General features: G+C 71.2%; 24 protein-coding genes and 1 pseudogene. 18 read left to right on the top strand and 7 right to left on the bottom strand.

All coding sequences use genetic code 11. From position 1 onward, the window contains the following. Positions 1-105 precede the first annotated feature (105 nt). Positions 106-402: an acyl carrier protein gene (locus tag JJV70_RS19310; protein ID WP_219049278.1), complete on the top strand. Its 297-nt coding sequence runs from the start codon at positions 106-108 to the stop codon at positions 400-402. Positions 403-600: 198 nt separating this feature from the next. On the opposite strand, the gene JJV70_RS19305 is transcribed toward JJV70_RS19310, so the two are convergent. From JJV70_RS19305 to JJV70_RS19290, 4 genes are all read right to left on the bottom strand, one after another. Further along, positions 601-1,398: a VOC family protein gene (locus JJV70_RS19305; RefSeq protein WP_219049277.1), complete on the bottom strand. Its 798-nt coding sequence runs from the start codon at positions 1,396-1,398 to the stop codon at positions 601-603. Positions 1,399-1,429: 31 nt separating this feature from the next. Continuing rightward, positions 1,430-2,125 (bottom strand): hypothetical protein, encoded by a 696-nt coding sequence (locus JJV70_RS19300; protein ID WP_219049276.1) that lies wholly within the window; start codon positions 2,123-2,125, stop codon positions 1,430-1,432. A 38-nt stretch (positions 2,126-2,163) separates the two neighbouring features. Then, positions 2,164-2,994: a MerR family transcriptional regulator gene (locus JJV70_RS19295; protein ID WP_219049275.1), complete on the bottom strand. Its 831-nt coding sequence runs from the start codon at positions 2,992-2,994 to the stop codon at positions 2,164-2,166. 214 nt (positions 2,995-3,208) lie between these two features. After that, entirely contained in the window at positions 3,209-4,252 is a 1,044-nt protein-coding gene (locus JJV70_RS19290) for a saccharopine dehydrogenase NADP-binding domain-containing protein (protein ID WP_257574224.1), read from the bottom strand. A gap of 63 nt (positions 4,253-4,315) precedes the next feature. On the opposite strand from JJV70_RS19290, the gene JJV70_RS19285 reads away from it, so the two are divergent. Further along, positions 4,316-4,942, top strand: a complete 627-nt coding sequence (locus JJV70_RS19285) for a helix-turn-helix domain-containing protein (protein WP_308294907.1) — start codon at positions 4,316-4,318, stop codon at positions 4,940-4,942. An 87-nt stretch (positions 4,943-5,029) separates the two neighbouring features. Here JJV70_RS19285 and JJV70_RS19280 read toward each other — a convergent pair whose 3' ends face one another. The 3 genes from JJV70_RS19280 to JJV70_RS19270 all read right to left on the bottom strand — a co-directional run bounded on the left by JJV70_RS19280 (position 5,030) and on the right by JJV70_RS19270 (position 7,901). Then, positions 5,030-5,536, bottom strand: coding sequence for a hypothetical protein (locus tag JJV70_RS19280; protein WP_308294906.1), 507 nt, complete (start codon positions 5,534-5,536; stop codon positions 5,030-5,032). Positions 5,537-6,161: 625 nt separating this feature from the next. After that, the gene (locus JJV70_RS19275) at positions 6,162-7,409 is read right to left on the bottom strand and encodes an XRE family transcriptional regulator (protein WP_219049273.1); all 1,248 of its coding nucleotides are present in this window, start codon (positions 7,407-7,409) and stop codon (positions 6,162-6,164) included. 156 nt (positions 7,410-7,565) lie between these two features. Beyond that, complete coding sequence (locus JJV70_RS19270) at positions 7,566-7,901, bottom strand: winged helix-turn-helix domain-containing protein (RefSeq protein WP_219049272.1); 336 nt, start codon at positions 7,899-7,901, stop codon at positions 7,566-7,568. A 515-nt stretch (positions 7,902-8,416) separates the two neighbouring features. On the opposite strand from JJV70_RS19270, the gene JJV70_RS19265 reads away from it, so the two are divergent. The 16 genes and pseudogenes from JJV70_RS19265 to JJV70_RS19190 form a co-directional block, all read left to right on the top strand. Then, entirely contained in the window at positions 8,417-8,674 is a 258-nt protein-coding gene (locus tag JJV70_RS19265) for a DUF6284 family protein (RefSeq protein WP_219049271.1), read from the top strand. Then, positions 8,671-8,955: pseudogene (locus tag JJV70_RS19260) on the top strand (integral membrane plasmid transfer protein); the annotation flags it as partial. The gene JJV70_RS19265 and the pseudogene JJV70_RS19260, both read left to right, overlap by 4 nt. Positions 8,956-9,097: 142 nt before the next feature. Continuing rightward, on the top strand, positions 9,098-9,745 hold the full coding sequence (locus JJV70_RS19255; protein WP_219049270.1) for a GGDEF domain-containing protein: 648 nt from the start codon (positions 9,098-9,100) through the stop codon (positions 9,743-9,745). Further along, complete coding sequence (locus JJV70_RS19250; RefSeq protein WP_219049269.1) at positions 9,742-9,975, top strand: hypothetical protein; 234 nt, start codon at positions 9,742-9,744, stop codon at positions 9,973-9,975. The genes JJV70_RS19255 and JJV70_RS19250 overlap by 4 nt, the downstream gene beginning before the upstream one ends. Next, positions 9,972-11,072 carry a hypothetical protein gene (locus JJV70_RS19245; RefSeq protein ID WP_219049268.1) on the top strand — a complete coding sequence of 367 codons (1,101 nt, stop codon included), beginning with the start codon at positions 9,972-9,974 and terminating at the stop codon, positions 11,070-11,072. Before JJV70_RS19250 ends, JJV70_RS19245 begins: the two co-directional genes overlap by 4 nt. Beyond that, complete coding sequence (locus JJV70_RS19240) at positions 11,069-11,983, top strand: hypothetical protein (protein WP_257574223.1); 915 nt, start codon at positions 11,069-11,071, stop codon at positions 11,981-11,983. The genes JJV70_RS19245 and JJV70_RS19240 overlap by 4 nt, the downstream gene beginning before the upstream one ends. Next, positions 11,980-12,315: a hypothetical protein gene (locus JJV70_RS19235; RefSeq protein ID WP_219049267.1), complete on the top strand. Its 336-nt coding sequence runs from the start codon at positions 11,980-11,982 to the stop codon at positions 12,313-12,315. The genes JJV70_RS19240 and JJV70_RS19235 overlap by 4 nt, the downstream gene beginning before the upstream one ends. Before the next feature lie 82 nt (positions 12,316-12,397). Continuing rightward, positions 12,398-12,607 (top strand): hypothetical protein, encoded by a 210-nt coding sequence (locus tag JJV70_RS19230; RefSeq protein WP_219049266.1) that lies wholly within the window; start codon positions 12,398-12,400, stop codon positions 12,605-12,607. A gap of 50 nt (positions 12,608-12,657) precedes the next feature. Then, complete coding sequence (locus JJV70_RS19225; protein ID WP_219049265.1) at positions 12,658-12,864, top strand: hypothetical protein; 207 nt, start codon at positions 12,658-12,660, stop codon at positions 12,862-12,864. Positions 12,865-13,014: 150 nt separating this feature from the next. Then, positions 13,015-15,225, top strand: a complete 2,211-nt coding sequence (locus JJV70_RS19220) for a cell division protein FtsK (RefSeq protein WP_219049389.1) — start codon at positions 13,015-13,017, stop codon at positions 15,223-15,225. Positions 15,226-15,367: 142 nt separating this feature from the next. Further along, the gene (locus tag JJV70_RS19215; protein ID WP_219049264.1) at positions 15,368-15,619 is read left to right on the top strand and encodes a hypothetical protein; all 252 of its coding nucleotides are present in this window, start codon (positions 15,368-15,370) and stop codon (positions 15,617-15,619) included. A 33-nt stretch (positions 15,620-15,652) separates the two neighbouring features. Continuing rightward, on the top strand, positions 15,653-15,841 hold the full coding sequence (locus JJV70_RS19210; RefSeq protein WP_219049263.1) for a hypothetical protein: 189 nt from the start codon (positions 15,653-15,655) through the stop codon (positions 15,839-15,841). A 13-nt stretch (positions 15,842-15,854) separates the two neighbouring features. Further along, on the top strand, positions 15,855-16,055 hold the full coding sequence (locus JJV70_RS19205; protein ID WP_219049262.1) for a hypothetical protein: 201 nt from the start codon (positions 15,855-15,857) through the stop codon (positions 16,053-16,055). Positions 16,056-16,059: 4 nt separating this feature from the next. Beyond that, positions 16,060-16,260, top strand: coding sequence for a hypothetical protein (locus JJV70_RS19200; protein WP_219049408.1), 201 nt, complete (start codon positions 16,060-16,062; stop codon positions 16,258-16,260). A gap of 84 nt (positions 16,261-16,344) precedes the next feature. Beyond that, positions 16,345-17,190 carry a bifunctional DNA primase/polymerase gene (locus JJV70_RS19195; RefSeq protein ID WP_219049261.1) on the top strand — a complete coding sequence of 282 codons (846 nt, stop codon included), beginning with the start codon at positions 16,345-16,347 and terminating at the stop codon, positions 17,188-17,190. A gap of 3 nt (positions 17,191-17,193) precedes the next feature. Beyond that, the coding region (locus JJV70_RS19190; protein ID WP_219049260.1) for an ATP-binding protein at positions 17,194-18,651 on the top strand (1,458 nt) is incomplete at its 3' end.

The raw sequence follows: 18,651 nt of genomic DNA, 5'->3' as shown, positions 1-18,651 counted from the left end.
CGTGCGGCCGTCGCGTTGACGCTGCCGGGCTGATGGTGTGTCCGGGTCCATGGTGGGCGGGGAGTGCGGCCCGCGTGCCGCCTGTCCGCGTACCGGGAGGAAGCCATGGCCATCTCCACCGCGTCCACCGCCTCCGACACGTCCGTTGCCTTCACCCTGCTGACCGACGTGCTGAGGGAGACCTTCGGTCTCCCGCGCCGCAACCTCCACCCCGACGCCACCTTCGCGGAGCTGGAGCTGGACTCCCTCTCCCTCACCGAGCTGATGTCGATCATCGAGGAGCGCACCAGCCTGAAGATGAAGCGCTTCCCCGCCACCCTCACCCTCACCGAGGCCGCCGACCGCATCGACGACGCCGCCGACCTCGTCCTGGACGCCATGGCCGCCGCCGACCCCCGGTAGGGCACTCCCGCGCCTCCGGCGGCCTGCCCGGCTCAGCTGGCCCCACAGACCGGCGAGGCACGCGAGCGCTGCGGACCCCCAAGACACGTCACGCGTCCCCTTCGCCGGACGCTGGAACGGTCGAACGAGCGGGGGCGCGCCTGCACACCGGCAAGCCGGAGCCGCGCGCCGCCGACCGCCGCACCCCGCGCCCGTCCGTCACGCCTCGGGCGGCGAGGCCGGGGTCAGGACGACGAAGCCCGCGCCGAAGGGGTCCACACAGACGGCCAGGCGGCCGACGCCCTCCGCGTCCTCCGGGCCCATCTGCACCGACCCGCCGTTGCCGGTGATACGGGCGAGCGTCGCGTCACAGTCGGCCACCGCGAACACCGGGTGCCAGTAGGCGCGGCCGCCGGTGGCCGTCAGCGCCTCGGCGGGCATCTCCATGATGCCGCCGTGCATGCGCTCCTCCGGCTGCCCCGCCGGCGTGACGAGCACGTACGTGCCCCCGTCACCGGGCAGCGGCATGTCGCTCGTCGTCCAGCCGAAGAGCTCGCCGTAGAACCGCTGCGCGTCCGCCGCGTCCGTGGTGTAGAGCTCCGTCCAGCACAGGCTGTTCGGCTCGTCCGCGATGCCCAGGCCCACGGTCTTCCCGGGCTGCCACACCGCGAACTGGCCGCCCTGCGGGTCGGAGAACTGGGCCATCCGCCCCTCCCCGTCCACGTCGAACGGGGCCGCGCGCACCGTGCCGCCCAGCCGCTCCACCGCCTGCGCCGTGGCGTCGGCGTCGTCGGTGTGGAAGTAGCTCATCCAGGCCGAGCGCGCACCTTCCTCCTCCAGCTTGCCCACCGCCGCCGCGGCCTTGCCGCCGCTGCGGAAGATGGCGTAACCCGCGTCCTCGTACGTCTCCGTTTCCCAGTCGAACACCGCGCCGTAGAAGCGGCTGGCGGCGGCGATGTCGGGCGCGCCCAAGTCAAGCCAGGAGGGTGAACCGGGCACGAAATCCGTTGTGATCATGGCATGGTCCTCCTGCGTCCTTCTGCGTCCTTCACGTGTCTCCGCAGCGAATTCCCTTACGTCTCACAGGCTCCCACTCACCACTGACAGCCGCCTTTCGGCCGCGCACCGCCCGCTCCAGCGCCGTCGCCACGGCCCGCGCGTCGTCCGCGTGGAACCGCAGTGCGCGGGACGCCCGTGCGGCCCGGCCCAGCGGGCGCCGGAACATCACCGGCCCGCTCAGCTCGACCGTCACCGTCGTCTGCCCTGCCACGGCGATGTCCACCGTGCCGTCCTCCCCCAGCCGCAGCAGCCCGCCCTCCGGAAAGCGCCGCTCCAGGCGGACGGCGGCGATGCACTCCGCCGGGACGCGGACATCCAGCAATGCCCCGTACCGCACCCGCAGCGAGCCGTCCGCGCCCACCACGTGCGGGCGCACCGTGCAGGCCGCATGGTGGCCGAGGGCGAAGAAGACGCTCCACAAGCCCACCACCAGCGCCAGCAGGTGGACGAGCGGCCACGGGACGAGCAGCGCGAGCACCACTGTCTCCACCACCGACGCGAAAACCGCCACCCACATCGTGACCGCCTGCGCGGAGGCGTAGCCGACGGCGGTGTCACCCGGGCCGACCCCGTGCGCGGGCCGCCGCGCGACCCACCGCAGCAGGCTCACCGCGAGTGCCCCCTCGTGCCGCATCAGCCGCCCCATGGCCCCGCGCCCCCGCGCGAGCACCCGCTGGTGTCGCACCGGCAGCCCCGTACCCCCGGACCGAGCCGTGCCGCCGCTCACCGTGCTCCCTCCGCGCGCTCCGCCAGCAGGCCGATCGCCCGCGCCAGCACCTCAGCCTGCGCGGGCGTGTACGCGGCGAACAGCGCCCGGGCGAAACCGTCACCCGTGCGCCTATCCAGCACCCCCGGCCCCGCGGACGCCATCTCCTGACCCACCTCGCGGGCGACGTCCTCGGGGAGCGCCGCGACCACCTCCCGGGCGAGCACCTCCACGCGCGGATCGTCCACGGGCGCGTCGGCCAGCTCGTCCATGCGGGCGTAGAGGTCATAAGCACGGGCCAGCGCCTCCGGGTCGGACCCGAGCGCGTCCACCATGCTCGGCAGCCACCCCCGGGAGTCGGGTGCGGCCGCGCCATCCAGCAGCACCATCAGCTCGCGCTCACGGACCGCCATGTCCGGCTCTGGCCCGCCGCGCGCGGCCGAGGTGCGCGCCATCTCCCGCAGCAGCCCGGCCAGCTCCGGCGACACCGGCCCGTCGGCGCGGCCCGCGTCGTCCGCCCCGGTCGGCAGCTGGTCCCGCAGCTCCGCGAGGCGCGCCCGCTGCTCGCGCAGCGCCCGCTCCTGCCCGGCCAGGTCGGCGTCCAGCTCGTCCAGCACCTCGCGCAGCTCGCGCCCCGCGTCGTCGGCGAGGACGTCGGCGACCTCGTCCAGAGTGAGCCCCAGCTCCGTCAGCCGCCGCACGCGCACCAGCCGCACGGCGTCGCGCAGACCGTAGGTGCGGTAACCGTTGGTGCGCCGCGCGGGTTCGGGCAGCAGGCCGATCCGGTGGTAGTGCCGCACCGTGCGGGTGCTGACCCCGGCCAGCGCGGCGAGTTCTCCGATACGCATGCGTTCAGTACAGACGTTGACGTCGCGACAAGGTCAATGCCCGGCGGCACATCGGCGCTGGGCGCGCCGCCGGGCCATCGGTCTCCCGGTTCTACAGGTGCCAGTGGGGCGGGCGGGGTTGGCGTGACCACCCCCGCCCGGCCCGTTCACTGCCTGACCCGTTCACCACCGCCCGGTCCCGTTCACCGCCCGGCGCCGCAGACCACCGGCCCGCTCACCGCCCGGCGCCGGTGAGGGCTCGCAGGGTGACCCCGTGCGGGGCGAGGCGCTCGGGCAGGTCGGCGAACACGGGGAGTTGCTCGATGTGGTGCACCCCGGCCGGGAGGCTCCCGGTGAGCAGTTCGCGAGCCACGTGCGCGGCCACCAGGCCCGTCACCCGGCTCTGTTCGCGCCCGGTAAGGGCATAGGCGGCGTGCCGCCCGCCGTGGTGGGCGTCGGCCCGCACCGCGAAGCCGTCACCTCCGAGGTGTATCCGGCTGAACGCCCGGGTCAGCAGGCGTTGCGGGAGCGGACGCCGGACGCCGCGCAGCAGTCCGGTGCGGCGCAGGGCGAAGAGCGCGCTCGTCAGTGGCCGGGAGTCCAGGCACAGCCGGGTGGTCGCTTCCGGGACGCCGAGCGTGCGGCGCAGGGTGTACTGGTCGGAGAAGGGGAACGGGTGGACGGTCCGGGTGCCGTACCCCGGCAGCGCTGTGCGCACCGGCCGGGCCGGGGACGGTGCGGACAGCCCGGTGACGGTCCAGCGCAGCGCGTCGGCGCCGTGCCGCTCTCCGGAGCCCAGGAGCACGGCGAAGTCCAGCCGCTCGGCACCGCCGAGGGCGTCGTGGGCGCGGCGGGCGAGCAGGTTGGTCAGCCCGGGGGCCACGCCGACGCTGAGCACGGCCGTGGCGCCCGCTCCAGCCGCGAGACCGTGCAGCTCCTCCACCGCGTCGAGCAGCCGGAGGGTCGCTCCGACGTCCACGAGGTGGACCCCTCGTTCCAGGCACAGCCGCGCGACCGTCGCGTCCGCGGGCTCGACGCACAGCACCACCACGGCCACGTCGCCCAACACGTCCAGCACCGAGCGCACCTGGGCCGCGTCGCCGATGTCGAGCCGCACGCCGCCGTGCCGTCGCGCCCTGGCCGCGTCCCGCCCGCCCGGGACCACCCGGCCGGGGAACCACCGCTCCAGGGTGCGCGTCACCCCGGCGCCGACCGCTCCGTACCCTCCGGCGACCAGAATCCGTCCGGCCTGGCCGTCACGCGTTTTCGCTGTAGTCATACTCCAGTGATTACACTGTAGTAGCACTACAGTCAAAGTTTCCGATCGAGGAGGCAGCCCGCTGTGCCCACACCCCTGACCCGCGCGGAGAAAGCCCGGCACACCCGCCGCCGCATGCTCGACGCCGCCACCCGCCTGTTCACCGAGCGGGGCTGGACGGGCACCACCGTCGAGGACATCGCCCGCACCGCGCACGTCGGCGTGCAGACCGTGTACTTCACCTTCGGCACCAAACGGGCCGTACTGAAAGAGGTCCTGGACGCCGCCATCGCGGGCGACAGCGATCCGGTCGCGACCCTCGACCGCCCCTGGGCCCGCGAACTCCTCGCGGAACCCGATCCGGCCGCCCAGCTCGCCCGTCAGGCGGCCGGGGCCCGCCGCGTCCTGGACCGCGCGGCGGCGGTACTGGAGGTCGTGCGCGCAGCGGCGGCCTCCGACCCCGAACTGGCCGAGCTGTGGCGCACCAACCTGCACCAGCGCCACGCGGTCCAACTGCGCTTCGCCCAGGCCCTGATGACCAAGACCAGCGGGCAGCTCCGCGCGGGCCACGACGCGGAGACGGCCGCCGATATCGCCCTGACCCTCCTCAGCCCGGAGACGTACGCCCTCCTCGTCACCGGCCGCGGCTGGACCCCCACCCGCTGGGAAGAGTGGGCCACAGACGCCCTCGTCCGCCAGCTCCTCCCCTGACGGCAGCCCACCTCAGCCCGCGCGGCGCACTCCAGCGCACCCGGCAGGCCGGGCGGGCCACCGCGCGTCCTCAGGGATGGGAACGATTCAGGAGTAGACGAGCGGGCACCGCTGACGCAGCGCATGCTGGGCGGCCCGCAGGTAGAGGGCGACGTAGAAGGCGGTGTCCAGATCGTCGCTCCAGGCACCCGGCCGCGCCCCCGCGAGCTGCCGGGCCGGGCCGTCCATGAACCAGCGGGTCAGATCCAGGTTGACGCACCGCCGGGGTGTCTCCTCGGGCAGCTCCACCACTTGGGCCAGCCGCTCCGCCAGCCCCAGCACCTGCGGAGCGCCCGCGACCGTCGTCTCCTCAGCGAAGGCCGAAGCCACCGGCAGGTGAACGAGGCCCGGAAGCGCCGGGGGAACCAGCACCGTCCAGCCGCCCAGGACCTCCGCCTCCTCCGGAGTGAGGTGCGCCCGGCACAACCGGTCGAACCCCTCCATCGGCGGGCTCATCTTCTCCTCGAACGGCACCCAGTCGCCGGAGCGAGCGGGCACGGCCGACCACGGAGGCAGCCCCCGGCAGCGCAACTCCTCACGCAGCGCCGTGGCCACCTCACCCCAACCCCCCTCCCCCGCACGACACCACTCCCGCGCATCCACACTCACCAGGTACATCCCCACCCCGCGAAGCTAACCCCTCCCAGCCCAGCGGCAAAACGCCCCCGCCCCCGCCAACGGCCCCACGCCGCCCACCGCCTGCTGGCACCCCTCGCCGAGAACCGCTCGCCCGAACGGAGACTCAACTTCGCGAAGGAACGCCCGCAGCTCTCCACGGACGCCACGCAGCATGTGGGAGCCGCGTTCATGCCGAGGCCGCCAACAGCAACCAAGTCCAGGACTGAGACCACCAGCACGCGACCGGGACCGCCCGCCGCGCCGCGCCGGGTGCACTGAACCACAAAGCCCCAGCTAGAAGACGTCTAGCTGGGGCTTCCACGCGGAGCCGCCTAAGGGAATCGAACCCTTGACCTACGCATTACGAGTTGTCCGATCTTGATCCCGGAGCGTCCACAGGCGTCCACGAAACCGGCTCTTCCCCTGGTCAAAGTGGGTTTGTGGACATCGGTGGACGGCAGCGGACAGTGCCGGATCGGAGAGGAACTGAGACCTCAATTGAGACCGACCGCCAACTTCGCGCCCGGTGCCCCGGCGAACCGGTCGTAGCCGCAACGAAGCTTCATCGGGGCATGAAGCCGGGCTTCTGTTGGGCGAGCGAATGAAGGCGTGCGAGGTAGTCCTGTGCGGTTGATTCGGAGCTGTACCGGCGCCTCATCTCGGCAGCGAGTTCGCGGCTGGTCATGATGAGCGACGGCACCGATTGTCGGTCCCCTTCCAGCGCCCGTTCACCCATGATGAGCGCCTGCTCCAAGTCACCCTCACGCGCTGCCGTTACGCCGAGCGTGACGCGAGCCTCGGCATTGCGCATCGGGGAGCGCTCGGTGCCGTCGAAGTCCGTTCCTGCCCGCAGCACCTCTTCGGCCAGCGTGCGTGCTAGCCGGTCTTCGCCCACCAGGCGATAGCAGTCCATTGCATAGAAGTCGAACTTGGCAGGGTCCACCACAAAGTGGTTACTCAGATTCTCGGGTGGTGGCATTCCTTCAAGCATGCGCCGTCCCTTGTCCAAGGCGACTTCGACTTGTCGACGGTCTCCGAGCCGCGCCCATGCCTTGGCCTCCTGGCCAGCGAGTTGCACGGCCACACCGTGGTTTGCCGCCGTCTCGGCTCCGGCCTGCGCCGCCGCGATGACGCCCCGATAGTCGCCGGTCGTGAGTGCGAACCAGGCCCGCATCTCATGTGCCCACCCAGCGATCTCCGCATGTTCGGCTTCGGTGGCGAGCGAGAGTGCGGCCTGCCGCGTTGACTCCGCCGCGTGGCGAGCGCCCGTGTCGTACTCGACACAGCCGACCAGAAGCGCGAGCCAACCGGATAGCGCAAGTACCTCGCGGTGCTGCGTGAGCGTGAGGCTTTTCTTGTGCAGGTCCACAACGCGGCGAAGCCACTGCCGTCCCTCGATGAGAAGCTGCTCGCTCGGCATGAAGGGGTACTCCGAGGCGAGTCGATCGGCTGTAATTCGCAGAGCTTCGAGCGTGGCATTATCCACATCGGATCGGTTCAGACGACTTACGATCTCCAGCGTCTCCATGCCAGAAGCCGCGAGGATTTCCCTGTCCCCGTCACGCCGCGAAGGGGCAGGGAATAGTGCGTGGGTCACGGTGCCGAAGAGGGCCGCGATGATCGGTTTGTAGAAGTCGTTGGGTGTCTGGCCTGCCTCCCATCGCTTCCACTGCCGAATCATGCTGTCCTCTGCGGGCAGCTCCGTGGGAGCGTGCGCCCGCAGCGCCCGGACCGCATCGCGCTGCGACCAGTCCCGTGCAGTCCGCTCAACGGCGATGCGCCGTGCCCATGCGGGCCTGTCGTCGGTCATGTGCCCTCCTTCGAGTGCCTACCCCGAGTCTCACCCGCACCCCCGGGGGACAGGGAAGGGGACACAGGGATGTCACCGGACATGTCCCCCTCCGCCGCACCGTCCCCTAGCTGTCACTTACCCCACAACTTCCGTTCCTCGCATGCTGGTTACAGATCACGCACCGCCCGGGGCGGAGCGCTCTTCGAGTGCTGCGACCCGTTCAGTCAACGTCTGAATCTGGGAGCGGATGTCCTTGATGTCGTCGCGCACGTCGCTGCCGGGGGAAGCCCCGTCGCTGACGAAGTTGCCAAGGTTTCCGGCCGACACGATCAACCCTTCGGCCCGGAGCATGGCCAAACCGTTTTGGACGGTCTGGCCCGCGAATCCAAAGCGGTCAATCAGCTCACGCTGTGACGGGAGCCTATCTCCCGGCTTCATCTTCTTGATGTCGTCGCGAAGTGCATCCGCGACCTGTACCGCTTTCGGCTTTGGCCCTCCTGTGGCAGTCATGCTCTGAGCGTACCCACCACAGCGAACTAGAGCGCAGCACTCCACAGGGGTTGCCAACTACAGCGCACTAGTGCAAGCTAGTTAGCAACCGAAGGCGCCCGAAACCGGGTGCAGGCGGTTGACCTGCACCAACGCCCGGAGGGCTCCGTGAAACGGGCTCGAAGGAAGCGCGTGTGGCTTGTGAACTGAACAGTTGATGCAGTGGTCGAAGCCGGAAGTTCCGCATGGGTCCGGCTGAGTCCCAGGTAGGTCCCTGGCTAGCTCGCATTGCACCGTCCACGGTGCCTGTAGGCCGCTGCCCGCGCCGCCGCCCATCTGGGGTCGGTAACTGGCGCGGCACCTTCACCTCCGCAGCCCACTGGGCTGCGGCCGGTTGCCTCCCCTGCCCGTACGGGCGGGGTGACGGGGAGCCGGAGTCCCCTTCCTGCTTCATCCCCTTGTGACGGCGTGCGGCCCCGGTGGGCGAACACCGGGGCCGCTGTTCGGGCCGTCCGCCCTGAAAGGAGTCACGACCCGTGAAACCCATCGTCGCACTGGCGGCGGTCGGTCCGCTGGATGTGGAGCCGACCGCCGCCGAACTCGACGCTATCGAGGCCGAGATGCCGCTGATCCGCGCGGAAGTTGAGCTGCTGGATGTGCGTATCTCGCTGCTGGAGCGGCCCGCTACGGAGCTGGACGAACGGCGGCTGCGCCGCGCCCGGCGCCGCGTCCTTCACGCCCGCCGCGACCTGACCAACCGCCTGCCCGCCGAGCCTGCCGAGGTGATCGCATGAACGCCCCGTCCAACAGCCCCACACCGGACCGCACGGATGCCAACCTCACTGAGGCGCGGGCGGATGTGAAGGCCGAGATCGCCCGCACCGACACCAAGGCGTCGCTGTTGATCGCGTTCAACGGCGCGGTGCTGGCCGGACTCGGGACCGCGCTGCCGCGTCTGTCTCTCAGTGTTCCGGCGCTGGTGGCCGGTGCCCTGGGGGCGGCGGTGCTGCTGACGGCCGCTGGTGTGCTGCTGGGCGTGATCCGGCCCAGGCTTGGCCGGTGTCCGGGGACGTTCCCGCACTGGGCGCGTCTGGACGCTGACACCCTGCGGGCGGAGATGGCCGCTGACCGCCGGGCTGAGGCGGTCACCGTGCTGNCCGCACAGCCGGTGTGCTGCTGGCCGTGGCCACCGTCCTGGCTGTGGTCGGGGGTGCGGCATGAGCACCCTGTTTCCCGCTGCGGCTGCCGCCGCGCCACTGCTGACCGGGTGGGGCCTGCATGGCTGGTGGCTGCGCCGCCAGCTGCGCACGGCCCGGCTCGATCCGCTCACCGGACTGCCCACCCGCGCCCTGTTCGAGCGCACCGCCGCACGCTTGCTGCGGCGTGGTCCGGCGGTGGTCCTGGTCATCGACCTGGACGGCTTCAAGGCGCTCAACGACGCCCACGGGCACGCCGCCGGGGACTACGCCCTGCGCTGTGCAGCTGGCGGGCTGGATGAGGTGCTGGAGAACACCGGCCCCCACGCTGTGCCTGCGCGGCTGGGTGGGGACGAGTTCGCCGCCGTCATCCCCGTGGCCGACCCGGTAGCCGTGCCCTGGCTGCTCAATGCCTTGCATGCCCGGCTGTGCACGCCGCTGGCCTTCCACGGCCACACCCTCACCCCGGGCGCCTCGATCGGGGCCTGCCTGACCGGTGAACTGCCGGTCGCTGACCTGTCGCTGGCGCTGCGGCTGGCCGATGAGGCCATGTACGCGGCCAAGCGCGGCGGTGGTGGCTGGCGCATCGCCCACGGCCCCGCGCCCGCCGCCCGCACCGCCAACGGCCGCCGCGCTGGACGCCGGGGCACCCGGGGGGTGACGGGATGAGCGCGCCGATTCCGCCCGTGCCCACGGGGCCGGTCCACGCCTGCCCCTGGGGATATGTCGGCACCGCCGTTCAGCGGGCTTTGCTGCTGGAGGCGCTGCACGGCGCCGGTGTCGAGCTGGGGGAGTACGACACCCGGATCGTGGATTGGCTGGCCGGTTGGGACTGGCCGACCGTCGTCGTGATCGTCTCCTGGCTGCACAGGGCCGACCGAACCGGGGGACCGACGTGAGCTACTACGAGGAACGGCGCCTTGACCGGGCCGCGCAGCGTGAACAGGACCGGATCGACGCACGGGAGCGGCAGGCCGCTGACCGCGCCACCCGCATCGAGCGGGACGCGCGGCGGGAGCGGGCACGGCTCCGCCGGGTGCAGGCGGTCCGCCGCGTGTGGTCGGGTCTGCTGGCCGAGGGGGACACCGTGGCCGCTGTGGTGGTGATGGGGTGCTCCATCGTCCCGGCCTTGTATTTCCAGCTCGCCGCGCTGATCGGGGCCGGGCTGTGGGTGGGGATCGCGGTCGCGCTGGCGGTGATGCTGGAAGCCGGGGCGTGGGTGGCGCTGTTCGCCACCGAACGCGCCCGCCGCTGCGGGCGGCCGACACTGCCGTTCACCGCTGCGATGTGGGGCTGTGCGGGGGTGGCGGCAGCCGTCAACTACACCCACGCGCCAGGTGAGGACGGGGGGTGGCTGGCGTGGGTGCTGGCCGCCGCCTCGCTGGGCGGGGTGTTCTTCTGGGAACTGCGCGCCCTGGCCCGCCACCCCGCCCCCGCCCGGGGCACCCAGGCCGAGCGCCGCACCGAGCGTGCCCGCAGGCGGCATCTGCGGCAGCGACGCCGACGCTTCCCCACGGTGTGGAGCCGCTACCGGGACCTGCTGGCCGCCCACCCCCATCACACCCTCGACACCGAGGGCGCCTGGGCGCAGGCGTGGCGGGACGTGCACGGAGCCGACCCCGGCACCACCGCCACCGTCGTGCGCGCCCGGCACGCAGCCCGCGCCGCCCTGGACGACGCGAATGCGGAAGAGTCAGCGTCTGATCTGCACCAGTCGGCCCCGTACCCAGTTCACCAGACACCCACCCCGCCGACACCGCCCAAGCCGCGTCAGCGCGCGGCGGGCAAGGGGCGGCGCCCGCAAGGCAAGCGCACCTTCGAGGAGTTGCTGGGGCAGGCGCGGGAGGTGACGGCGCACTGGCCGGTGGAGCAGTTGGCGGCTGAGCGGCTGCGCACCGAGCTGCGGTGTTCACCGGTCAACGCGCGGCGTCTGCGCGAGACGCTGCGCGCCGACCGCACCCACGCCCACGCTGGCGCTGAGGCGGTGGCGGCATGAGCGTAGCCGGGCCGCGTTTGCGGTTGCTGTCGCTGGGTGCTGGGGTGCAGTCCACCACGCTGCTGTTGCTCGAGGCTGAGGGGCGGCTGCCCGGGCTGGATGGGGCGGTCTTCTCCGACACCGGTTGGGAGCCCGCCACCGTCTACGCCCATCTGGGGCGGCTGGAGCAGCAGGTCGCCGTTCCGGCGGGTATCCCGGTCTACCGGGTGTCGGCGGGCAACATCCGCACCGATGCCTTGGACCCGGCCCACCGGTTCGCTTCCATGCCGCTGTTCGTCAAGAACCTGGACGGCAGTGTGGGGATGATCCGGCGGCAGTGCACCGATGAGTACAAGCTCAAGCCGATCAAGCGGCAGGTGCGCACCCTGCTGGGCTACCCCACCGGGCGGGTGCCCCGGGGCGTGTTTGCTGAGCAGTGGGTGGGCATCAGCCGTGACGAGTTCACCCGGGCTAAGGATTCGGGCATCGGCTACGCCCGTAACCGGCATCCGCTGCTGGAACTGGACTGGTCGCGCACCGACTGTCTGCGCTACCTGGCCAAGCGCGGCTGGCAGACCACCCCGAAGTCCGCGTGCATCGGGTGCCCGTTTCACTCCAACGCCCAGTGGCGGCAGATGCGCGACCACCAGCCCGCCGAGTGGGCGGCAGCGGTCGCGTTCGATCACGCGATCCGAGCCGGGGCCGCACGCGGCAACGCCACCGGTTCCCCCCTGCTGGGTGAGGCATACCTGCACCGCTCCTGTGTGCCACTGGAGCAGGCCCCGATCGACACCGTGACCGCGCACGAGTGGCGCGAGCGGCAAGGCTCCCTGCTGGACCTGCTCGAACCCGACGACGGGCCGCGCGGGTGCTCGCCGTGGACCTGCCGCAGCAGCGACCCCGATACCGCCGGGCCGGAGGTGGCGGCATGAGCGAACCGATCGTCTACGCCGACCAGTGGCGCACCGTCATGGCCATGGCCGGGAGGCGCTGTCAGTGCACCGGGCAGTGCGGCAACCCCCACACCAAAGCGGGCGGCCGGTGCCCCAGGGGGCATGACCGGCACGCCAGCAAGCACCGTGGCCCGGTTCGGTTGCTGGCCGCACCGGCTGACCTGACGCTCTCCGCGCTGGCGGCGGCCTCGCTGCCGCCGGGGGAGCTGTGGGCGTGGTGCCCCGACTGTCACGACGCCGCCCGCCGCGCGGCCCAGCGAACCAAGCGCCACACGACCAGCGCCGACCAGGACGCCTTGTTCAGCCTGTAGCACCCGGCACGGGAACAGGCGTCAGCCCGTCTCGACGCGGCGGCCGGTCCTGGCCCCGTGTTCACCACCGAAAGGAGCCCGTATGGGCCTGTTCAACCGCAAGCCGACCACCCCGACCGCCCCGGCCGAAGGCCGTATCCCGCAGCCGCAGGAGATCGCGTCTGCCGCGCGTGCCCTGGCCGAGGGCGACTGCCAGCCCGCCGACGCCCTGACCGCCGACGCAGGCCAGCACAGCCGCAGCGTCGCCATGCGGATTCTGGCCGACTCCATCGACTACACCCCCCAGGACTGAACCCGCCCCGCCCCGAAGACCAGCACCCCGCCCTGAACAAGGAGTCCCCCATGCAGGAGCCGATCAAGCACCACTGGATTGCCACGGTGCAAACCGCCAACGGTCTTATCGCCACGGAGCACGGGTCGATCGATGTCACTCCAGGCCAGACCACGCACACGGCGACGTTTTCGCAGGTGCGTGAAGCCCTAGCAGGGAAGTACGACGCCCCGCATCTGGTCTTCCTGTTCTTCGCCCTCCACCCCGACCAGCTCTGAGCCAAAACACCATGCCGGTCCCGGTCGCTCACCTGCCACAGTCCGCGACCGGGACCGGCATACCTCCCCATCCCATGGAAGGAACCGTCAGTGACGCACGCGCACGACGACGACAATGAGCGGGAGTTGTTCGCCCGGCTCCAACACGAGATGAGTACCACCGGCGGATCGGCCGATCCTGCGGCGGGTGGATCGGGTGGTGCGGTCATCGATCTGGATAAGGCGCGATCGGCCCGGCAGTCGGCCGATGCATCCAGTCCCCTCATCGACGCGCCTCCCGCCGGAGGATCGGTCGATCCGGTCGGGCGGGAGTCGGGCGAGGATGACCCGGGGTCGGATCGGGTGCGTCCGGTCGATTCTCCCTCGCTGCCCGGATCGGGGGTGGTGGCGGAGAAGCGGCGGCCGATCCTTCCCGGCTGGCTGACCAACCGGCGCGACTTCACCACCACCAGCGAACGTGCGGTGCGCCGCGCGGCCTACGCGACCGGCTACCACGGTCTGCGGGTAGTGACCGGCGTCTACGCCGTCTCCCTGGCGCGCTACGCGCCCCGGGGCGCCGCCCGGATGGTGGGTGGGCGGATGCGGTGGGCGGCCGATGCGGAGGGGGAGCTGCTGCGGCAGGCCGCAGCCCTGGCCGGGAACGCCGGAGTCGGTGACTACCTGAAACTCTCTCGCCAGCGCGACCGGCGCGTGCGTTGGCGCAGCGCGGTGCTCACCGTCGCCTGTGTGATCGGTGTCCCCCTGGCGCTGGCGATGTGGGTCATCGCCCCCGCGTGGCTGCTGGCCCTGTCCGGGGTGCTGGTCACCTGCGCGATGGGCTGGCTCGGGCAGCCCGAGGACCAGCCCGTCATCGGCCCGGCGGTGCTGCGCACCGAAGTCCCCAAGCTCACCTCCACGATCGTGCTGCGGGGCCTGGGGGCGATCGGCAACGCCGCGATCAACGCCGCCATCAAAAAGGGCGGGGACATGAACGGCATGCGCTTCACCTCCGACATCCAGCGCGACGGCCCCGGCTACCGCGCCGAACTCGACCTGCCCTACGGCGTCACCCCCGAAGACGTCATTGGGGAGCGGCAGGCGCTCGCCTCCGGTATGCGCCGCAAGATGGGCTGTGTGTGGCCCTCCGGCGACCCCACCGAGCACGAAGGACGCCTGATCCTGTGGGTGGGCGACAAGCCGATGAACGAAACCACCAAGCCCGAGTGGCCGCTGGCCAAGTCGGGCACCGTGGACCTGTTCAAGCCGGTCGTCTTCGGCAACGACCAGCGCATGCGGGACGTGTCGGTGACGCTGATGTTCGCCTCCGTCGTCGTCGGTTCCATTCCCCGCATGGGCAAGACGTTCCTGATGCGGCTGTTCCTGCTCATTGCCGCACTCGACCCCCGCGCGGAGCTGTACGCGTTCGAGTTCAAGGGCACCGGCGACTTCGGGCCTTTGGAACCGGTGTGCCACCGCTACCGCGCCGGGGAGGAAGACGAGGACATCGAATACGTCCGCCAAGCGCTGCAAGAGGTCAAGGACGAGCTGCGCCGCCGGGCGAAAGTCATCAAGGGACTGCCCCGGCGTCTGTGCCCGGAGAACAAGGTCACAGCCCAGCTCGCCAGCGACAAGCGCTACCGGCTCCACCCGATCGTGATCGGCCTGGATGAGTGCCAAAAAGCGTTCGAACACGCCGAGCACGGCAAGGAGATCGAGGCGATCTGCGAGGACATCGGCAAGCGCGGCCCGGCTCTGGGCATCATCGGCATGTTCGGCACCCAGCGCCCCGACGCCAAGTCACTGCCTACCGGCATCTCCGCCAACGCTGTCCTGCGGTTCTGCCTCAAAGTCATGGGCTGGCAGGCCAACGACATGGTGCTGGGCGATGGCATGAACAAGGCCGGATACACCGCCACCATGTTCTCCCGCGACGACAAGGGCATCTGCTGGATGGCCGGTGAGGGCGATGACCCGCGCATCGTGTGCGGCACGTTCATCGACGGCGTGGAAGCGGAGAACGTCGTCGCCCGCGCCCGCAAGGCCCGCGAGGAGTACGGGAACATCACCGGCCACGCCATCGGCGAAGAACCCGCCACCGGCACCGGCCACGACGTGCTCGCCGACGCCCTGTCGGTCATCGGCACGGATGAGGAACAGGTGTGGTGCGAGACCATCGCCGCCCGCCTGGCCGAGCTGCGGCCGGAGGTCTACGGCGGGTGGAAGGGCGAGAACGTCACCAGCGCCGTCAAGCCCCACGGCATCAAGACCAAGCAAGTCTGGGGCACCACCGAGGACGGCCAGGGCAAAAACCGGCGCGGCATCCACCGCCCCGACATCGCCAACGCCATAGCGGAACGTAACCGAAACCGGTCCGGAGACTGACCGCGCACCGCTGCTAGACCTAGCACCCAGCGCTGCTAGGTCTAGCAGCCCCGCTAGCAGCCCAATCCGCACCTGACCAGCGATCTAGCGCCTAGCAACCCCACCTGCGCAAACCCGTGAACCCCGCCCGGAAGGCACCTACGTGACCCCTGCCCTGGCCGCTATACCCATCCTGCTGCTCGTCACCTTTTGTTACCTCGCGCTGTGTGCCGCATCGCCGTACGGCGACTGCCGCAAGTGCAACGGCATCGGCTTCGCGCTGCGCACCGACCGGCGCGGCACACCCAAACGCGGCCGTGTCTGCCGCCGCTGCCGCGGCCACGGCAAACGCGTCCGCATCGGCCGCGCCGCCTTCAACCACACCCACCGTCTCTACCGCGACGGCACCCACTAACCCCGCCCCGAACCCCCCGGAAGGAGCCACACCATGGCCGTCACTCTCTCACTCGTCCTGATCTTCGGCCTGATCCTCTTCATGCTCCTGCGCTCCCGCACCCTCGGCGCAGGCTCCGCGTTCATCGCCGCAAGCTTCGGGTTCTTCCTCGCCTCCACCGGCGCCGCCGGACCCATCAACGACTTCTTCACCGCCGTCATCAACGCAATCCCCGACATCTAAGGAGCCACGCGCCATGCCCGACCGCATCACCCTCATGGCCGCAGGCGAACTGCGCGACGCCATCAACGCCGCACGACGCGGCGACACCGCTGCCGCCGCCTACGCCCTGGCCTCCATCGACCGGCAGTCGTGGGCGGCCATCGAACACCGGCTGGGCGCATGCGGTGGAAGCGTCGCCGCGCTGCTCAGCTCCGACCCGCAGACGGGAGCGTGATCCCGTGTTCGAGCTGCGCGTCATCTGCGACCCCGCCGACATCGACCGCATCACCGCCGCCCTGTGCACCGCCTTCACCATCGGCCCCGTACGGCGCTACCCGACCCGTGATCGCACCCGTGCCCGGCTCTACCTCACCGCCGCCACCCCCGAGACCGCCGAACACGGCGACGGGTGCTGCTGCGGAACCACGCCCGACGCCTGACACAGCACGGGGCGGCCCGCACATCTCGCCAAAGACCGGGCCGCCCCATTCGCCCATCCCCCGAAAGGACAGGAGAACCCCAGCATGCCTTATGACTTCCGCCCCGTGTTGCTGCGTCAGGCGGTGGCTGTGGCCGCGCGTGGTCTGCCCGTGATGCCCCTGCGGGCGGGCAAGCTGCCCGTGGGCAACTGCCCCTCCTGCGCCGGTAGCCGGTGCGGTGACCGGCCACACATGAAAGCCGCAGGGCACTGCCAGTGCGCGGCGCCCTGCCACGGCTGGGCCGCCGCCACCACCGACCCCACCGTCCTCACCTCCCGGGCCTGGGCACCGGCGTGGCGCCAGGCAGCCGGGCTCGCCTACCACCCCGGCGGCGCCGGGCTGACCGTCGTAGACCTCGATGACGCGGCGGCCCTGGACTGGGCGCGCACCACCCTCCCCCCAACCCGCACGGTGCCCACCACCCGGGGCGAGCACTGGGTCTACCGGGGCACGATGCGGTCGGCCAACGGCGTCCGGGAAGGGGTGGACGTGAAGTCCGCTATGTCCTACGCCCGCTGGCTCGGCGCGGGAGACGGCGCGATGGTGCCGCTACCGCAGGCGGTACGTGTGCTGGCGGTGAAACAGCCGCCCCCGGCCCGGCCGGTGCTCGCCGTGCCCGCGCCGGCCGGGCACGGTGTGTGCCGTCACCGCTCGCCCGCCTACCTGGAGCGCGGCATCACCATGGCTGAGGAACGTATCACCGCCGCACCCAGCGCCGTGCACCACACCGTCTACCGGACCTTCCTGGCCGTGCTGTCCGCGCACGGCCGGTGCGGCTGTCTGACCGAAACCCACATCACGCGGTTGTTTACCGCCGCCCAGGCGCGGGGCGAGTCGCCCCGGCACTGCGCGGAGGCGTGGAACAACGCCCGCACCCGGCTGGGGCTGTGAACCATGTCCGAGGACAGCAAGCCCCCCGCCCGCGACGTCATCGCCGACTACGCCCGCCAGCACTTCCGGTACTTCCGCACCGCCGACGGCACCGTCTACGCCCAGCGCAACGGCCACCCCGTGGCCCGCCCGATCCGCTCCCAGGGCACCACGGGCAGCCACCGCCAAGAACTCATGGTCGGACTCTTCCGCGACGGACACGGCGTCTTCAACGGCACCGCCCTCAAAGAGGCCCTCGACTTGATCGAAGCACTCGCCCTCAACCAGGACGTACAGCCCGTCCACATCCGCGTCGCGCCCGGCTTCGACGGTGCGACATGGCTGGACCTGGGCCGCGACGACGGACAATCCGTCCGTATCCACCCCACCGGATGGGCGATCGCCACCCCCGACCCGCACGAGGTGTGCTGGCGCCGCACCCAGCTCACCGGCGAACTCCCCCTCCCGCACAAGGACACCGACGGCAAAGGCATCGACCTGCTGCTGGGGCTGTGCAACTTCGCCACCGCCGAAACCGAATGCCTGACCCTCGCCTGGCTGATCGGCTGCCTGGGACCCTCCGTCCCCGTCCCCGCCCCCTTCCTCACCGGCCCCCAAGGCGCGGGCAAGTCCACCAGCGGCCGGATGCTCATGCGGATCATCGAAGGCATGAGCGCCGACCTGCGCCGCGCCCCCAAAGACGAGGAGAACCTGACCGCGGCCGTGGCCGCCGGATGGGTCACCGCCCTGGACAACCTCTCCCACCTCGCCCCCGACCTCTCCGACCTGATGTGCTGCATCGTCACCGGCGCCGAAACCATCAAACGCGCCCTCTACACCGACGGTGACGTCGTGCGGTCCCGCTACCGCCGCCCCTTGCTGCTGACCGGCATCGACGTCGGCGTCATCCGCCCCGACCTCGCCGAACGTCTTCTGCCCCTGCGCCTGGAACGCCCCATCATCCGGCGCACCGAAGCCGAGCTGTGGGCGGAGTTCGAACAGGCCCTGCCCGTCATCCTCGGCTCCCTGCTAGACCTGACCGTCAAGGTCCGGGCAGCCGGGGCCGACATCCCCACCGATCTGCGGATGGCCGACTTCGCCCACCTGTGCGCCCAGCTCGACGCCGCCACCGGCTTCGGCGCGCTGGACGCCTACCGGGCCAGCCTGGACGACCTCAACGACGACGTCATCGAAGGCGACCTCCTCGCCCAAACCGTCCTCAAACATGCTGCCGCCCTCACCCCCGGCACACCCACCCGCATGACGTCCTCAGAGTGGCTGCACCTGCTCACCGGCCTCTACACCGGCGATGAGTGCCGCCCACTGCCGAAGGGCTGGCCCACCACGGGCAAAGTCCTCTCCGACCGCCTCAAACGGCTTCAGCCCACCCTCGCCGCCCGAGGAGTCCTCATCGACTGGGGCCGCACCAAGCAAGGCCGCTACATCGAACTCACCCACCGCACCCAACCCCCCACCCCCCCA

The organism is Streptomyces sp. JJ66, from assembly GCF_019303495.1.
Classification (GTDB): Bacteria; Actinomycetota; Actinomycetes; order Streptomycetales; family Streptomycetaceae; genus Streptomyces.
Note: the sequence above shows the minus strand (reverse complement) of the source record. Positions and strands in the feature narration are given on the sequence as shown.

Coding starts and splice junctions, on each gene's coding strand:
- JJV70_RS19310 (WP_219049278.1), top strand. CDS start 106: ATGGCCATCTCCACCGCGTCCACCGCCTCCGACACGTCCGTTGCCTTC.
- JJV70_RS19305 (WP_219049277.1), bottom strand. CDS start 1,398: ATGATCACAACGGATTTCGTGCCCGGTTCACCCTCCTGGCTTGACTTG.
- JJV70_RS19295 (WP_219049275.1), bottom strand. CDS start 2,994: ATGCGTATCGGAGAACTCGCCGCGCTGGCCGGGGTCAGCACCCGCACG.
- JJV70_RS19290 (WP_257574224.1), bottom strand. CDS start 4,252: ATGACTACAGCGAAAACGCGTGACGGCCAGGCCGGACGGATTCTGGTC.
- JJV70_RS19275 (WP_219049273.1), bottom strand. CDS start 7,409: ATGACCGACGACAGGCCCGCATGGGCACGGCGCATCGCCGTTGAGCGG.
- JJV70_RS19270 (WP_219049272.1), bottom strand. CDS start 7,901: ATGACTGCCACAGGAGGGCCAAAGCCGAAAGCGGTACAGGTCGCGGAT.
- JJV70_RS19255 (WP_219049270.1), top strand. CDS start 9,098: ATGAGCACCCTGTTTCCCGCTGCGGCTGCCGCCGCGCCACTGCTGACC.
- JJV70_RS19250 (WP_219049269.1), top strand. CDS start 9,742: ATGAGCGCGCCGATTCCGCCCGTGCCCACGGGGCCGGTCCACGCCTGC.
- JJV70_RS19240 (WP_257574223.1), top strand. CDS start 11,069: ATGAGCGTAGCCGGGCCGCGTTTGCGGTTGCTGTCGCTGGGTGCTGGG.
- JJV70_RS19235 (WP_219049267.1), top strand. CDS start 11,980: ATGAGCGAACCGATCGTCTACGCCGACCAGTGGCGCACCGTCATGGCC.
- JJV70_RS19230 (WP_219049266.1), top strand. CDS start 12,398: ATGGGCCTGTTCAACCGCAAGCCGACCACCCCGACCGCCCCGGCCGAA.
- JJV70_RS19225 (WP_219049265.1), top strand. CDS start 12,658: ATGCAGGAGCCGATCAAGCACCACTGGATTGCCACGGTGCAAACCGCC.
- JJV70_RS19220 (WP_219049389.1), top strand. CDS start 13,015: ATGAGTACCACCGGCGGATCGGCCGATCCTGCGGCGGGTGGATCGGGT.
- JJV70_RS19210 (WP_219049263.1), top strand. CDS start 15,653: ATGGCCGTCACTCTCTCACTCGTCCTGATCTTCGGCCTGATCCTCTTC.
- JJV70_RS19205 (WP_219049262.1), top strand. CDS start 15,855: ATGCCCGACCGCATCACCCTCATGGCCGCAGGCGAACTGCGCGACGCC.
- JJV70_RS19195 (WP_219049261.1), top strand. CDS start 16,345: ATGCCTTATGACTTCCGCCCCGTGTTGCTGCGTCAGGCGGTGGCTGTG.